The following is a 15,231-nucleotide window of genomic DNA, read 5'->3' as shown; positions in this document are numbered from 1 at the left end:
ACCCCCAAAGAAACTTCGGGCCCAACAAGGAGAGCAGGGAACCCAGATGGCGGAGCTCACGATCCGGCCGGAGGAGATCCGGGACGCGCTGGAGAACTTTGTCCAGTCGTACCAGCCGGACGCGGCCTCGCGCGAGGAGGTCGGCACGGTCAGCCTGGCCGGCGACGGTATCGCGAAGGTCGAGGGTCTTCCCTCGGCCATGGCGAACGAGCTGCTGAAGTTCGAGGACGGCACCCTCGGTCTCGCCCTCAACCTCGAGGAGCGCGAGATCGGTGCGATCGTCCTCGGTGAGTTCAGCGGTATCGAGGAGGGGCAGCCGGTCACCCGCACCGGTGAGGTCCTCTCCGTCGGTGTCGGCGAGGGATACCTGGGTCGCGTCGTCGACCCGCTCGGCACCCCGATCGACGGTCTCGGCGAGATCGCGACCTCGGGCCGCCGCGCCCTCGAGCTGCAGGCCCCCACGGTCATGCAGCGCAAGTCGGTCCACGAGCCGATGGAGACGGGCTACAAGGCCGTCGACGCGATGACCCCGATCGGCCGTGGCCAGCGTCAGCTGATCATCGGCGACCGTCAGACCGGCAAGACCGCGCTGGCCGTCGACACGATCATCAACCAGCGCGACAACTGGCGCACCGGCGACCCGAAGAAGCAGGTCCGCTGCATCTACGTCGCCATCGGCCAGAAGGGCTCGACCATCGCGTCCGTGCGCGGCGCCCTGGAAGAGGCCGGCGCGCTCGAGTACACGACGATCGTCGCCGCCCCGGCGTCCGACCCGGCGGGCTTCAAGTACCTCGCCCCCTACACCGGTTCGGCCATCGGTCAGCAGTGGATGTACGAGGGCAAGCACGTCCTCATCATCTTCGACGACCTCTCGAAGCAGGCCGACGCCTACCGCGCCGTGTCCCTGCTGCTGCGCCGCCCGCCGGGCCGTGAGGCCTACCCGGGTGACGTCTTCTACCTGCACTCGCGTCTGCTGGAGCGCTGCGCCAAGCTCTCCGACGACATGGGCGCCGGTTCGATGACCGGTCTGCCGATCGTCGAGACCAAGGCGAACGACGTGTCGGCGTTCATCCCGACCAACGTCATCTCCATCACCGACGGCCAGTGCTTCCTGGAGTCCGACCTGTTCAACGCCGGCCAGCGTCCGGCCCTGAACGTCGGTATCTCGGTCTCCCGTGTCGGTGGCTCCGCCCAGCACAAGGCGATGCGCCAGGTCTCCGGCCGTCTGCGCGTGGACCTCGCCCAGTTCCGTGAGCTGGAGGCGTTCGCCGCCTTCGGTTCGGACCTGGACGCCGCGTCCAAGGCCTCGCTGGAGCGCGGTAAGCGCATGGTCGAGCTGCTGAAGCAGCCGCAGTACCAGCCGATGGCGACCGAGGACCAGGTCGTCTCCATCTGGGCCGGCACCACCGGCCGGATGGACGACGTCCCGGTGCAGGACATCCGCCGCTTCGAGCGCGAGCTGCTGGAGTACCTCCACCGTGAGGAGGGCGGTCTGATGACGTCGATCCGCGAGGGCGCGAAGATGTCGGACGACACCCTGACCAAGGTCGCGGACTCCATCGCGGACTTCAAGAAGCAGTTCGAGACCTTCGACGGCAAGCTGCTCGGCGAGGACGCCCCGGCCGCCGTCAACGTCTCCAAGTGACGACGGAAGGGACCTGACTCATGGGAGCGCAGCTCCGGGTCTACAAGCGTCGCATCCGGTCCGTCACCGCGACGAAGAAGATCACCAAGGCGATGGAGATGATCGCCGCCTCGCGCATCGTCAAGGCGCAGCGCAAGGTGACGGCCTCCACGCCGTACGCGACCGAGCTCACCCGCGCGGTCACGGCGGTGGCGACCGGATCGAACACCAAGCACCCTCTGACCACGGAGGCGGACAACCCGGCCCGTGCCGCGGTTCTGCTCGTCACGAGCGACCGCGGTCTGGCCGGCGGCTACTCCTCCAACGCCATCAAGGCGGCGGACCGGCTCACCGAGCGGCTCCGCGGCGAGGGCAAGGAGGTCGACACGTACATCGTCGGCCGCAAGGGTGTCGCCTACTACGGCTTCCGTGAGCGCAAGGTCGCCGACCAGTGGACCGGCTTCACGGACAGCCCGTCCTACGCGGACGCCAAGAAGGTCGCGGCTCCGCTCATCGAGGCTGTCCAGCTGGACACCGCGGAGGGCGGCGTCGACGAGCTGCACATCGTCTTCACGGAATTCGTGTCGATGCTGACGCAGACGCCCGTCGACCGCCGGATGCTGCCGCTCAGCCTCGATGAGGCCGCGGAGGAGACGACGGGGAAGGGCGAGATCCTTCCGCTGTTCGACTTCGAGCCGTCGGCGGAGGACGTCCTCGACGCCCTCCTGCCGCGCTACGTCGAGAGCCGTATCTACAACGCCCTGCTGCAGGCCGCTGCCTCCGAGCACGCGGCCCGCCGCCGGGCAATGAAGTCGGCGACCGACAACGCGGGCGAGCTGATCAACACGCTCTCCCGACTTGCCAACGCGGCCCGCCAGGCCGAAATCACCCAGGAAATCAGCGAGATCGTCGGTGGCTCCAGTGCCCTGGCCGACGCGACCGCGGGGAGTGACAAGTAATGACGACCACTGTTGAGACGGCCGCCGCCACGGGCCGCGTCGCCCGGGTCATCGGCCCGGTCGTCGACGTGGAGTTCCCCGTCGACGCGATGCCGGAGATCTACAACGCGCTGCACGTCGAGGTTGCCGACCCGGCCCTCGAGGGCGAGAAGAAGACGCTGACGCTCGAGGTCGCCCAGCACCTCGGTGAGGGCATCGTCCGCACCATCTCGATGCAGCCCACCGACGGTCTGGTCCGCCAGGCCCCGGTGACCGACACGGGCGCCGGCATCAGCGTTCCCGTCGGTGACTTCACCAAGGGCAAGGTGTTCAACACCCTCGGTGAGGTGCTGAACGTTCCCGAGGAGAACGCCAACGTCGGTGAGCGCTGGCCGATCCACCGCAAGGCCCCGGCCTTCGACCAGCTCGAGTCCAAGACCGAGATGTTCGAGACCGGCCTGAAGGTCGTCGACCTTCTCACCCCGTACGTCAAGGGTGGAAAGATCGGTCTGTTCGGTGGTGCCGGTGTCGGCAAGACCGTTCTGATCCAGGAAATGATCATGCGTGTCGCCAACCTCCACGAGGGCGTTTCCGTCTTCGCGGGTGTCGGTGAGCGTACGCGTGAGGGCAACGACCTGATCGCGGAGATGGAGGAGTCCGGCGTTCTGGACAAGACCGCTCTGGTCTTCGGACAGATGGACGAGCCCCCGGGCACCCGTCTGCGCGTCGCCCTGGCCGGTCTGACCATGGCGGAGTACTTCCGCGATGTGCAGAAGCAGGACGTGCTCTTCTTCATCGACAACATCTTCCGGTTCACCCAGGCCGGTTCCGAGGTGTCCACCCTGCTCGGCCGTATGCCGTCCGCGGTGGGTTACCAGCCGAACCTGGCGGACGAGATGGGTCTGCTCCAGGAGCGCATCACCTCGACCCGCGGTCACTCGATCACCTCGATGCAGGCGATCTACGTCCCCGCGGACGACCTGACCGACCCGGCGCCGGCGACCACCTTCGCCCACCTCGACGCGACGACGGTTCTCTCCCGTCCGATCTCCGAGAAGGGCATCTACCCCGCGGTGGACCCGCTGGACTCCACGTCCCGCATCCTGGACCCGCGCTACATCGCGCAGGACCACTACGACGCCGCCATGCGCGTCAAGGGCATCCTGCAGAAGTACAAGGACCTCCAGGACATCATCGCGATCCTCGGTATCGACGAGCTGGGCGAGGAGGACAAGCTCGTTGTCCACCGTGCCCGTCGTGTCGAGCGCTTCCTGTCCCAGAACACCCACGCGGCGAAGCAGTTCACCGGCGTGGACGGTTCGGACGTGCCGCTCGACGAGTCGATCGCCGCGTTCAACGCGATCTGCGACGGTGAGTACGACCACTTCCCCGAGCAGGCCTTCTTCATGTGCGGTGGTCTCGAGGACCTGAAGAAGAACGCCAAGGAGCTCGGCGTCTCCTGAGTCCCCGGACTCGTCGAAGGGGGCGGGCGCGTCCCGTCCCCTTCGCCACGCCCCGTGCTGCACCGTCCGGGGGGCAACCCCCGGACGCCCGGCCCCTGAGCCGGGGCGGGCCGGGACGCTCCGGCGTCCCGAGCCCTACTAGACTTATGACCCAACACCCGGCAGTACCGCCGGGTGGTGACCCGAGGAGCCAACCTTGGCTGCTGAGCTGCACGTCGAGCTGGTCGCCGCGGACCGCAGTGTCTGGTCCGGCGAGGCCACCCTGGTCGTCGCGCGCACCACGTCCGGCGACATCGGCGTCATGCCCGGTCACCAGCCGCTGCTCGGTGTGCTGGAGTCGGGCCCGGTGACCATCCGCACGAGCGAGGGCGGCACCGTCGTCGCCGCCGTTCACGGCGGATTCATCTCCTTCGCCGACAACAAGCTGTCGCTGCTGGCGGAGATCGCCGAGCTGGCGGACGAGATCGATGTCCAGCGCGCCGAGCGTGCGCTGGAGCGCGCCAAGTCGGAGACGGACGCCGCCGCCGAGCGTCGTGCCGAGGTCCGGCTGCGCGCGGTGGCGGCGCACTAGCGCACCGCCGTCAGATTTGTCCCTCAGCCGCGGCCCGGGCTGGAGCTCCTCCAGACCGTGCCGCGGCTGAGGCGATGCAGGTGCACGTGGTATTCGGTATTACGGGACGATGCGAGGAGGTCGGTGGAGATGTTCCTCGCTCTTCTTGTGAGCGGCCTGGTCGTCCTACTGGTAGTGGTCGCGCTCTTGGTCTTCGGTCTGCGCAGACGCCTGATCCAGCGCTCCGGCGGCACCTTCGACTGCAGCCTGCGGTGGAACGTCCCGGAGCAGGGCGATGCGTCCAGCAAGGGCTGGGTGTACGGCGTCGCCCGCTACAGCGGTGACCGGATCGAGTGGTTCAGGGTCTTCTCGTACGCCCCCCGTCCCCGGCGCACCCTGGAGCGCTCGGCGATCGAGGTGCTCGCCCGGCGTACGCCGGACAGCGAGGAGGAGCTGGCGCTGCTGTCGGACTCGATCGTGCTCGGCTGCCTGCACCGCGGCACCCGACTGGAGCTGGCGATGAGCGAGGACGCGCTCACCGGCTTCCTCGCCTGGCTGGAGGCGGCACCGCCCGGGCAAAGAGTGAATGTTGCCTGAACCACGGGTTGGGGGCGCCCCCGGACGAAGTCCGGGGGAGAACGTCGCGTAGGACCGTAGGACGTGAAGCGGGGGCGGTGCGCATGCACCGCCCCCGCCCGTATGCCCGCCCGGGGTTATCCCAGGCCGCTGTTGATCGCGCTCACGAGCTCGCCGTTCGTGGTGTCACCGCTGAATTCCCAGAAGAACGCTCCGCCGAGCCCCTGGCCCTTCGCCCAGCCCATCTTGGACGTGACGGTGGCCGGGGTGTCGTAGCTCCACCAGTTGCTGCCGCAGTGCGCGTACGCCGTGCCGGCGATCGTGCCGGTCGCCGGGCACGTGCTCTTGAGGACCTTGTAGTCCTCGATGCCCTGCTCGTACGTGCCGGCCGCCGGACCGGTGGCCGTGCCGCCGGGCGCCGACTGGGTCACTCCCGTCCAGCCCCGGCCGTAGAAGCCGATGCCCAGCAGCAGCTTCGACGCGGGCACGCCCTTCGCCTTGAACTTGGCGATCGCCTCGGCGGAGTTGAAGCCCGCCTGCGGGATGCCCGGGTACGAGGTGAGGGGGGAGTGCGGGGCGGTCGGGCCCTTGGCGGCCCAGGCGCCGAAGAAGTCGTACGTCATCACGTTGTACCAGTCGATGTACTGGGCGGCGCCGCCGTAGTCGGCCGCGTCGATCTTGCCGCCCGACGAGGCGTCGGCCGTGACGGCCGCCGTGACCAGGTTGTTCGTGCCGAACTTGGCGCGCATGGCCTGCATCATGTTCTTGAAGGCCGCGGGGCCGCTGGTGTCGCACGACAGACCGCAGGCGTTCGGGTACTCCCAGTCCAGGTCGATGCCGTCGAAGACATCGGCCCAGCGCGGGTCCTCGACGAGGTCGTAGCAGGACTGGGCGAAGGCGGCCGGGTTCGCCGCGGCCTGGCCGAAGCCGCCGGACCAGGTCCAGCCGCCGAACGACCACAGCACCTTGATGTGCGGGTATTTCGCCTTGAGCTTGCGCAGCTGGTTGAAGTTGCCGCGCAGCGGCTGGTCCCACGTGTCGGCGACGCCGTCGACGCTCTGGTCGGCGGTGTAGGCCTTGTCGTAGTCGGCGTAGGCGTCACCGATGGCGCACTTGCCGCCGGTCACGTTGCCGAAGGCGTAGTTGATGTGCGTGATCTTCGAGGCCGAGCCCGAGGTGACCAGGTTCTTCACGTGGTAGTTGCGCCCGTAGACGCCCCATTCGGTGAAGTACCCCAGCTTGACCTTGCCGCCGGGGCCGGGGCCCGGGTCGGTGCCGCCGCCGGTGGTGCGCACCGCGCGGGCACCGCTGACGGGGCCGGTCTGGTCGGCCGTGTCACGCGCCTGGACGGTGTACGAGTAGTCCGTGCCGGCGGTCAGTCCGGTGTTGGTCCAGGTGGTGCCGGTGACCGTGGCGACCTTGGCGCCGTCGCGCAGCACGTCGTAGTTCTTGACGCCCTTGTCGTCGGTCGCCGCGCTCCAGCTGAGCGTGACCGCGGTGTTGGTGATGTTGCTCGCGCTCGGGGTGCCGGGGGCGGAGGGCGGGTTGTCGCCGGGGACGGAGCCGCCGTCGCACGACGCGCCGTTGAGCTTGCAGCCGGAGGGCGAGCCGGAGCCCGTGCCGTTGAAACCGAAGGAGACGGAGGCGCCGGGCGCGAGGGAGCCGTTCCAGCTCTTGTTCTTCGCGGTCCAGTGGGTGCCGGAGCTGGTGACGTCCGCGTCCCACGCGGAGGTGACGGAGGTGCCGGCGGGGAAGTCCCACTCGACGGTCCAGGAGCTGAGGGAGGTGGTGCCGGTGTTCTTCACCGTCCACTTGCCCTCGAAGCCGGATCCCCAGTCGGAGACCTTGGTGTACGAGGCCGTGGCCGACGCTGCGGCCTCCGCGGGGGAGGCGAGGCCGACCATGGCGGCGAGGGGGAGGAGCAGCGCGGTCAGGCCCGCGATGGCTCTGGATCTGTAGCTGCTTCTGGGGCGGGGCGCCCCGCTGACGGGAGTGCTCAAGGAAGCTCCTCGAGTTGCGGACGGACAAGTCGGGGTGGTCCGTGCACTGCGCACGCCGCGGGGCTCACCGCAGCGTGTGTGCCGTGAGAGTAGGAAGGTCTGGACCAATCGTCAATAGGTCCAGACCATGGGTGACGGGCCGTCGGGTGGACGGTGTCAGATCCCCAATTCCTGCGCCAGCACCGCCGCTTGGACCCGGCTGCGCAGCTCCAGCTTGGACAGCAGCCTGCTGACGTGCGTCTTCACCGTCGCCTCCGCCATCGACAGCCGGCCGGCGATCTCGGCGTTCGACAGTCCTTCGCCGAGGCACGACAGCACCTCGCGCTCGCGGCGCGTCAGCGCGTCGACGACCGAGAGGTCGGCGGCCCGTCCGGGGCGCACGGAGCGCGGCGCGGCGAACTCCGCGATCAGGCGGCGCGTCACCGCGGGAGCGATCAGGCCCTCGCCGCGCGCCACCGTGCGCACGGCCGCGATCAGGTCCCTCGCGTCCGTGTTCTTCAGCAGGAAGCCGGCGGCCCCGGCCCGCAGCGCACCGAAGACGTACTCGTCGAGATCGAACGTCGTCAGCACGAGCACGTCCGCCAGGCCCTCGGCGACCACCTGCCGGGTCGCCGAGATCCCGTCCAGTTTCGGCATCTGCACGTCCATCAGCACGAGGTCCGGCCGCAGCTGGCGGGCCAGCCGGACCGCCTCCTCGCCGTCCGCGGCCTCGCCCGCCACCTCGATGTCCGGTGCGCTGCGCAGGATCAGCACCAGCCCGGCGCGCACCGCGCTCTGGTCCTCCGCGACGAGGACCCGCACGACCCGGGACGCCTCTGCACCGGGTGCGTCCGCCGGTCCCTGTTCGCCCTGTGGTGCCTGTACGCCCAGCGGTGCGAGTTCGCCCCGCGCGTCCGAGGGTTGCGCTGCGAACGTCATGCCGAAGGCTCCTTGTCGTCCGGTACGGGCAGCTCGGCCCGTACCCGCCAGATCTTCCCGGTCCCGGGACCGGGCCACGCGGCCGGTCCCGCCTCGAACGTCCCCTCCAGCAGGGCCACCCGTTCCCGCATCCCGACGAGACCCGCGCCGGATCCCGGCGCCCGCGGCCCCGGCCGCCGCCCGAACGGGCTCGTCACCGTCACGGTCAGCGCCCGCCCTCCGTCGTTCGACACCTCCACGAGAACCTCGCCCTCCTCCGCGTGCTTGATCGCGTTGGTGAGCGACTCCTGCACGATCCGGTAGGCGGCCAGCTCCACCGGCGCGGGCAGCCGGCCGCCTTCCACCCGCATGTCGCGCAGCGTGAACGTGAGCCCGCTCGACGCCCCGTTCGTCCGGGCCTGTTCCAGCAGCGCGTCGAGACCCGCCAGCGTCGGGGCCACGGCCGGTTCGGCGTCACCGCTGCTGTCCCGCAGCAGCCCGATGAGCCGGCGCATCTCGGCCAGCCCCTCGACGCTGTTCTCGCGGATGACCGTCAGCGCCTGCCGCGTGGTCGCCGCGTCGTCCATCGAGAGCGCGGCCGTGGAGTGGATGGCGATCGCCGAGAGATGGTTGGCGACCATGTCGTGCAGCTCCCGGGCCATCCGGGCGCGCTCCGCGACGACGGCCTGCGTCCGGTCCATCTCGGCCAGCAGCGCGGTCTGCTCGGCGCGCAGCCGGGCCGCTTCCGCCGCCTCCCGGTGGTTGCGCACGATCGCGCCGGTCGTGGCGGGGCCGAACGAGACGAGCCCCGTGACCACGCCGATCAGCAGGGCGCTCGGCTCCCGGAGCCAGGCCAGGAAGCCGATCGTCACCGCGAGCGTGATCATCCCGGTGGTGACCGGGATACGACGCGCCGAGGCGGGCGTCCCGTACACCACGGCCGCGTACACGAGGTCCGCGAACATCAGGAGCGTCACGATGCTGCCGGGCGTGAACGGGTCCAGCGCGACCGCCGCCGTCCCGGCGATCAGGGCCGTGCGCGGCATGGTCCGGCGCAGCAGCTCCAGTCCGGCCAGTGCCACCAGCGGCACCAGCGCCACCCACGCCGGCAGCGGCGCACCCAGGCCGTTGGTGTGCAGCTCCAGCGACCACATCAGGAGGCCGCCGGACAGGCCGACGGCCGCGATGAGGACGTCGTCACGGTGCGGGCGGGGGAGGGTCACGTCCCTCATCCAACACGCAGCCGGCCGCCCCCTGCCTCACCGAGCGGGCGGAGTCGCGACTACATCGAACGATGCAGTCGCAGCTCGTCACTCACGACGACGAATCCGCGGCCCCCGGCCGACACGCTGGATCCGTACGAAAGGAGAGCCGTCGTGATCGTCACGCTGATCGTGGTCTGCGAGGTCGGCTTCTGGGTGCTGCTGGCCGCGGGACTCGCCACCCGCTACCTGCTCATGATGCCGCGCACCGGGGCCGCGCTACTGTTGTGCGAGCCGCTGCTGGAGGTGGTCCTGCTCGTCGCCACGGCCGTCGACCTCGACAACGGTGCCGAACCGAGCTGGAAGCACGGCCTGGCCGCGCTCTACATCGGCTACACGGTCGGCCACGGCCACCGCACGGTCAGGTGGCTCGACGGCCACGCCGCGCACCGCCTCGGCGGCGCCCCGCCGCCCCCGAAGCCGCCGCGCCACGGCATGGCCCGCGCCCGGCACGAGGGCCGCGTCTGGCTCGGCACGCTGATCGCCGCCGGCGTCACCACCGTGCTGCTGCAGATCGCGATCTGGTACGTGGGCGACGCGAGCCGGACCGAGTCGCTGCGGAGCTGGATGACCGTCGCGTGGCGGTCGGCCGGCATCCACGGCCTGATCGCCCTGTCGTACGTCCTGTGGCCGAAGAAGGCCCCCACGGACGGGCCGGAGCGCGAAAAGGTCCGCGCCGGAAGCGACTAGCGATCGCCCCCGGGCACCCACAGCACGTCGCCGACCTCCTTGTTCGCCGTCCTGGCGAGAATGAACAGGAGGTCGGACAGGCGGTTCAGATACGTCGCGGTGAGCGCGTTCATCGTCTCGCCGTGCACCTCCAGGGCCGCCCACGTCGAGCGCTCGGCCCGCCGCACGACCGTGCACGCCTGGTGCAGCAGCGCCGCCCCCGGCGTGCCGCCGGGCAGGATGAAGCTGCGGAGCTTGTCCAGTTCCTCCAGGAAGCGGTCGCAGTCCGCCTCCAGCTTGTCGATGTACGACTGCTCGACCCGCAGCGGCGGGTACTTCGGGTTCTCGACCACCGGGGTCGACAGATCCGCGCCCACGTCGAACAGGTCGTTCTGCACGCGGACGAGGACCTTCACGACCTCCTCGCCGAGCTGCCCCAGGGCGACGGCCGTGCCGATGACGGCATTGGCCTCGTTGGCGTCGGCGTACGCGGCGATGCGCAGATCGGTCTTGGCGGTGCGGCTCATGTCGCCCAGAGCGGTGGTGCCCCGGTCGCCGGTACGGGTGTAGATACGCGTCAGATTGACCATGTGGCCAGCGTAGTTACGCTTCGGCCGCGCGGCGGGCTCCTGTGCCCACCGTCACGGCGCGGGGGACGAACCGCAGCCATCCGGGTGGACGCGCCGTCCGGCGGTGTGATGTCCGCCATGTGGGACGTGACGCGCATCTCTTCGGGACCACAGGGCACCTCACGAGCGCTAACCTCCGCCAGAGAGCGAACATGTAAACAGCTGTTAAGGGGTGCCGCAGTGGCCAGGAAGCTCGCCGTCATCGGGGCCGGACTCATGGGGTCCGGAATCGCGCAGGTCTCGGCCCAGGCCGGCTGGGACGTCGTACTCCGCGATGTGACCGACGAGGCCCTGACCCGCGGCCGGGACGGCATCAAGGCGTCGTACGACAAGTTCGTCTCCAAGGGCAAGCTCGAAGCCGCCGACGCCGAGGCCGCTTTGGCCCGTATCACCACCACGACCGACCTGGACGCCGTCGCCGACGCGGACATCGTCGTCGAGGCCGTCTTCGAGAAGCTCGAGGTCAAGCACGAGATCTTCCGTGCGCTCGACAAGCTCGTACGGGAGGACGCCGTCCTCGCCTCCAACACGTCCGCCATCCCGATCACCAAGATCGCGGCCGTGACGGAGCGTCCGGAGCGCGTCGTCGGCACGCACTTCTTCTCGCCGGTGCCCATGATGCAGCTGTGCGAGCTGGTGCGCGGCTACAAGACCAGCGACGAAACGCTCGCCACCGCGCGGGAGTTCGCCGAGTCCGTCGGCAAGACCTGCATCGTCGTGAACCGCGACGTCGCCGGCTTCGTCACCACGCGCCTCATCTCGGCGCTCGTCGTCGAGGCCGCGAAGCTGTACGAGTCGGGCGTCGCCAGCGCCGAGGACATCGACATCGCCTGCAAGCTCGGCTTCGGCCACGCCATGGGGCCGCTCGCCACCGCCGACCTGACGGGTGTCGACATCCTGCTGCACGCCACCAGCAACATCTACACCGAGTCGCAGGACGAGAAGTTCGCGCCGCCGGAGCTGATGCGCCGGATGGTTGACGCCGGTGACATCGGCCGCAAGAGCGGGCAGGGCTTCTACAAGCACTGACCATATCGACCGGTTCGGTATCGCCCGCAGGGGTGAATTCGGTATCGGTTCGCTTACAAGCAGCAACCCCTCCGCGTGCCGGGCAGTCAGTTGTTGCTAGACGAAGAAGTACCGGTTACGGGGCAGACGAAGAGTTCTCGGGGAGCGCATATGCACATCAGGGGCGACCATGCCGAGCTGGTCGTCGGGGGCCGCCTCGACGTCCGGAGCGCGGCGGACGCCCGTACGGTCCTGCACTCGGCCGTCGACGACGGCGTCGGCGACCTGGTGCTCGACCTGACGCACCTCGACTCCTGGGACGCCACCGGGCTCGGGGTCATCATGGGCGCGCACCGGCGGGCCGGCCGGTGCGGCCGCCGCCTGGTGCTGCGCGGTGTCCCGCCGCAGATGCAGAGACTCCTCGTCGCGACCCGGCTGCACCGCATCCTGGCGATCGAAGGCGGCATCGCGGCCGAATCGCTCCCTCGGGTCTGAGTCGGGCGCGGGGGCACGAGCTCCGCGCGAGGGCACGAGCTCCGCGCGGCGCCATGAGCCGTGCGTGACGGCATGAGCCGCGCAAACCTCCCGAGACCGTGACGTCCCAGGCGGGGCGGCACCCCGCCGGTTCCGTGACGCCCACGGAGCGTCTAGGGTTCCATCGCCCACCCTTGTGAAGGACCCATCAGGTGGGCACCGGACCGAAGCGACGGCGAGCGTGCGAGACAAGGCCGGGAGGGCATCCGCACGCGGCTCGGGCCCCGGGATCGATCGATCCCGGCGGAGCGAGGCCAGGCGAACCGTATCGAGGGGCTTTCACCATGGACAACGACAGCTTCGGCGAGGGTGGCTTCGGCGACGACGACGGCTTCGGCGACGGCACGGCCCGGCCGCCGCGCGACGCCGGCACTCCGGTCGCGAAGAGGGCGCCGGCGCCCGTGCGCACCGTCAAGGTCGTCTCGGGCGACTTCCTGCTCACCGTCAACCCCATCGACGGCAGCGAGATCGAACCCTGCCCGCCGAGGGAGCAGCCCGCGCGGCCGCCCCGGCGCACCGCCGCCGAGCGCGTGGAACTGCAGCGCTCCGCACTGCCGCCCGTACCGCCGGGACCTGCGTCGCCGCGGCTGCCGCTGCTGGAACGGGGCGAGGAGCGGGAGCGGCTCGTCCGGCTGCTCGGCCAGGGCCGGTCCGTACGGCTCACCGGCCCCGCGGGCTCCGGTCGCAGCACCCTCCTCGACGCCGTCGCCGAGGACTGCGCGAACCTCGCCCCCGACGGCGTCGTACGCCTCAACGGCCACCACCGCACGTGCGGAGAGCTCCTCCACGAACTCTTCGCCATCGTCTACTCCGCGCCGCGGCACCGGCCCGACCGCAACGCCCTCGCCGGATTCGTCCGCGACATCGGGGCCGTCGTCGTCCTGGACGACCTGGAGTTCGGCGGTGCCGCTCTCGACGAACTGCTCGACGCAGCCCCCGAGTGCGCCTTCCTGCTCGCCGCGACGCCCGACGTCCCCGCGCCCTCCGCCGACTCCCCCCTCGAAGAGGTCTTCCTCGGCGGCCTCGGCCGCGCGACGGCACTGGAGCTGCTCACCCGCATAGTGGAGCGGCCGCTCACCGAGGAGGAGTCCAACTGGGCCGGCGACCTCTGGTTCGAGTCCGAGGGCCTGCCGCTGCGCTTCGTCCAGGCCGGTGCGCTGCTGAGGCAGTGCGACGAGCTGCGCGGGGACCCGGACGAGTTCGCGGCGTTCGACGCAGCGCAGGGCCGGGACGTACCGCTGCCGACGCTGGGGGAGGGGGCGGCGCCCGCGCCGCTGCTCGCCTCGCGGCTCAGCGAGTCCGCGCGGCAGACCCTGCGGATCGCCGTCGCCCTCGGCGGCGAGGTGCCGCACCAGGCGCATCTGCCGGCGCTCGTCAACGACACCCACGCCGACGCGGCGCTCGGCGAGCTGACGAACTGCGGGCTGCTGTCCCCCGTCGGGACGCGCTACCGCCTAGCGGCCGGAGTGCTCGCCCAGCTGCGGGAGAAGGGCTACGACGAGGACTCCGCCGGCCACGCGAACACCGTCGCCCAGCACTACGCCTGGTGGTCGGGCCACCCCTCGGTCACGCCCGAGCGCGCGATCGCCGAGGCCGACGCGGTGCTCGCCTCGCTGAGCGCGCTGGTCTCGGGAGGCCGGGACGCCGAGCACGCCGGCACGGCCGTGCTGCTCGCCCGCCGCGCCGCGCCCGTGTTCGCCGCCGGACTGCACTGGAGCGCCTGGGAGCGGGCCCTGCGGGCCGGCTCGCAGGCCGCCAGGATCGCTGGAGAGGTCGCCGAAGACGCGTACTTCCACCACGAGTTGGGCGTCCTCGCGCTGTGCACCGGCAACCTCGAACGGGCCAGGGCCGAGCTGGAGACCTCCATCGGCATACGCGGCGCGCTCGCGGACAAGCGCGGCACGGTCGCGGGCCGGCGGGCTCTGGCGCTCGTCGAGGACCGTGCGGCGGGGCTGACGCCGAAGCCGGAGGCGCTGACGATACGCACGGAGGTGCCGGCGCGGCCCGTGCCGCCGCCGCTGTCCGGGTTCACGGCCACGACGCCGCAGCTGCCGCGTACGGAGCCGGCGGACGAGCCCGTCACGCCGGCGACCGGCACCGCGCCGCCGGCCCGCCGCGGCCTCGCCCTCTTCGGCGGCCCCCGCCGCAACGTCGTCGCCGCCGGGGCGGGCGCGCTGCTCGCGGTCGTCCTCGGCACGGTGGTGACGCTCGGGGCGACCTCCGAAAAGGAGGACGCCCCGACGGACAAGGTCAGGAACGGGCAGCAGACGGACGAGGACGACTTCGAGGAGGACTGGGACACGCCCCAGGAGCCGGCGGACGACGCGTCGAACACGCCGGACAACAAGGGCGCGACGAAGAGCCCGTCCTCGTCGGCGGTGCCGGGTTCGTCGACGGTCCCCGACACGCAGCCGCAGCCGGGCGGGGCCCCGCCGTCGACACCGTCCGAGCCGGACAGCCCGCCGGAGACGACCGCGCCGACCCCGACCCCGACGAGGTCGTCGCCGAACCCGCCGTCGACCCCGCCGAAGCCGTCGCCTCCCTCGGAAACGCCGACCTCGGAGCCGCCGCCCACGGAGACGACCACCCCTGCGCCGCCTCCCCAGGGCAGCGAGACGTCGGCCAGCGGCCCGTCGACACCGGAGAGCTCGTCCGCGCCGGTGATGTAAACGGCGCCCCTGGGGCGCGCACGCTGTGCGGGCGCAGCCCCGGGGCCAGGGCCGCACCCGAGCTGGTCTGGCGGGGTTGTGTGGTCGCCGTTCGCGGCCGGGCACGCCGAGGACCAACGGGCGTACCTGGCCTGCCCCCGGGGCGCGGCCGAGGCAGGCTCCGGCACCCCGCTGATGCGGCCTTGCCGCGGCCCGACGGCCGGGGCCGCCGACCCTCTCCGCGGGCGCTGCCCTGGCCCCTGGGCCGGCCGTGGCCGTCGTGGTCTTCGGCCGCAGGCCGACTCTGTCGGCACCGCGGGTGTCCGGGGCGAGCGCTGCGGAGAGCGGTCGACGGGACCGGTCGCGCGGCCGCGGCGGTCGCAGGCCGACCTCAGGCGCCCGCTCGCGCCCCCGGGCGCAGCGCACCCGCGGG

13 protein-coding genes are annotated in these 15,231 nt (G+C 71.1%); 9 read left to right on the top strand and 4 right to left on the bottom strand.

Annotated elements, in window-relative coordinates; all coding sequences use genetic code 11:
* Nucleotides 1–46: 46 nt before the first annotated feature.
* The 5 genes from atpA to ACF08N_RS17705 all read left to right on the top strand — a co-directional run bounded on the left by atpA (nucleotide 47) and on the right by ACF08N_RS17705 (nucleotide 5,172).
* Nucleotides 47–1,645, top strand: a complete 1,599-nt coding sequence (gene atpA / locus ACF08N_RS17725) for a F0F1 ATP synthase subunit alpha (protein ID WP_392325538.1) — start codon at nucleotides 47–49, stop codon at nucleotides 1,643–1,645.
* Nucleotides 1,646–1,665: 20 nt separating this feature from the next.
* A complete protein-coding gene (locus ACF08N_RS17720; RefSeq protein WP_392325537.1) occupies nucleotides 1,666–2,583 on the top strand; it encodes a F0F1 ATP synthase subunit gamma in 918 nt (305 codons plus the stop codon).
* Nucleotides 2,583–4,025, top strand: a complete 1,443-nt coding sequence (atpD, locus tag ACF08N_RS17715; RefSeq protein ID WP_392325536.1) for a F0F1 ATP synthase subunit beta — start codon at nucleotides 2,583–2,585, stop codon at nucleotides 4,023–4,025. The genes ACF08N_RS17720 and atpD overlap by 1 nt, the downstream gene beginning before the upstream one ends.
* A gap of 196 nt (nucleotides 4,026–4,221) precedes the next feature.
* Nucleotides 4,222–4,596 (top strand): F0F1 ATP synthase subunit epsilon, encoded by a 375-nt coding sequence (locus tag ACF08N_RS17710; protein ID WP_392325535.1) that lies wholly within the window; start codon nucleotides 4,222–4,224, stop codon nucleotides 4,594–4,596.
* A 129-nt stretch (nucleotides 4,597–4,725) separates the two neighbouring features.
* Entirely contained in the window at nucleotides 4,726–5,172 is a 447-nt protein-coding gene (locus tag ACF08N_RS17705; protein ID WP_392325534.1) for a DUF2550 domain-containing protein, read from the top strand.
* Nucleotides 5,173–5,288: 116 nt separating this feature from the next.
* Here ACF08N_RS17705 and ACF08N_RS17700 read toward each other — a convergent pair whose 3' ends face one another.
* The 3 genes from ACF08N_RS17700 to ACF08N_RS17690 form a co-directional block, all read right to left on the bottom strand.
* Nucleotides 5,289–7,055: a glycosyl hydrolase family 18 protein gene (locus ACF08N_RS17700; RefSeq protein ID WP_392325700.1), complete on the bottom strand. Its 1,767-nt coding sequence runs from the start codon at nucleotides 7,053–7,055 to the stop codon at nucleotides 5,289–5,291.
* A 252-nt stretch (nucleotides 7,056–7,307) separates the two neighbouring features.
* On the bottom strand, nucleotides 7,308–7,952 hold the full coding sequence (locus ACF08N_RS17695) for a response regulator (protein WP_392325699.1): 645 nt from the start codon (nucleotides 7,950–7,952) through the stop codon (nucleotides 7,308–7,310).
* Nucleotides 7,953–8,065: 113 nt separating this feature from the next.
* Nucleotides 8,066–9,280 (bottom strand): sensor histidine kinase, encoded by a 1,215-nt coding sequence (locus ACF08N_RS17690; protein ID WP_392325533.1) that lies wholly within the window; start codon nucleotides 9,278–9,280, stop codon nucleotides 8,066–8,068.
* A gap of 144 nt (nucleotides 9,281–9,424) precedes the next feature.
* Between ACF08N_RS17690 and ACF08N_RS17685 the strand changes: the two genes are divergently transcribed.
* Nucleotides 9,425–10,000, top strand: coding sequence for a hypothetical protein (locus tag ACF08N_RS17685; RefSeq protein WP_392325532.1), 576 nt, complete (start codon nucleotides 9,425–9,427; stop codon nucleotides 9,998–10,000).
* Here the strand turns inward: ACF08N_RS17685 and ACF08N_RS17680 are convergent.
* Nucleotides 9,997–10,569, bottom strand: a complete 573-nt coding sequence (locus ACF08N_RS17680; protein ID WP_392325531.1) for a cob(I)yrinic acid a,c-diamide adenosyltransferase — start codon at nucleotides 10,567–10,569, stop codon at nucleotides 9,997–9,999. The genes ACF08N_RS17685 and ACF08N_RS17680 overlap by 4 nt on opposite strands.
* 219 nt (nucleotides 10,570–10,788) lie before the next feature.
* Here ACF08N_RS17680 and ACF08N_RS17675 point away from each other — a divergent pair, with 219 nt between their 5' ends.
* The 3 genes from ACF08N_RS17675 to ACF08N_RS17665 all read left to right on the top strand — a co-directional run bounded on the left by ACF08N_RS17675 (nucleotide 10,789) and on the right by ACF08N_RS17665 (nucleotide 14,819).
* Complete coding sequence (locus ACF08N_RS17675; RefSeq protein WP_392325530.1) at nucleotides 10,789–11,637, top strand: 3-hydroxyacyl-CoA dehydrogenase family protein; 849 nt, start codon at nucleotides 10,789–10,791, stop codon at nucleotides 11,635–11,637.
* A gap of 150 nt (nucleotides 11,638–11,787) precedes the next feature.
* Nucleotides 11,788–12,111 (top strand): STAS domain-containing protein, encoded by a 324-nt coding sequence (locus ACF08N_RS17670; protein ID WP_147988162.1) that lies wholly within the window; start codon nucleotides 11,788–11,790, stop codon nucleotides 12,109–12,111.
* 323 nt (nucleotides 12,112–12,434) lie between these two features.
* A complete protein-coding gene (locus ACF08N_RS17665; protein ID WP_392325529.1) occupies nucleotides 12,435–14,819 on the top strand; it encodes an ATP-binding protein in 2,385 nt (794 codons plus the stop codon).
* The last annotated feature ends 412 nt before the right edge of the window (nucleotides 14,820–15,231 follow it).

Source organism: Streptomyces sp. NPDC015127 (assembly GCF_043080095.1).
Lineage (GTDB): Bacteria > Actinomycetota > Actinomycetes > Streptomycetales > Streptomycetaceae > Streptomyces.
This window is presented reverse-complemented; position numbering and strand designations above follow the sequence as displayed.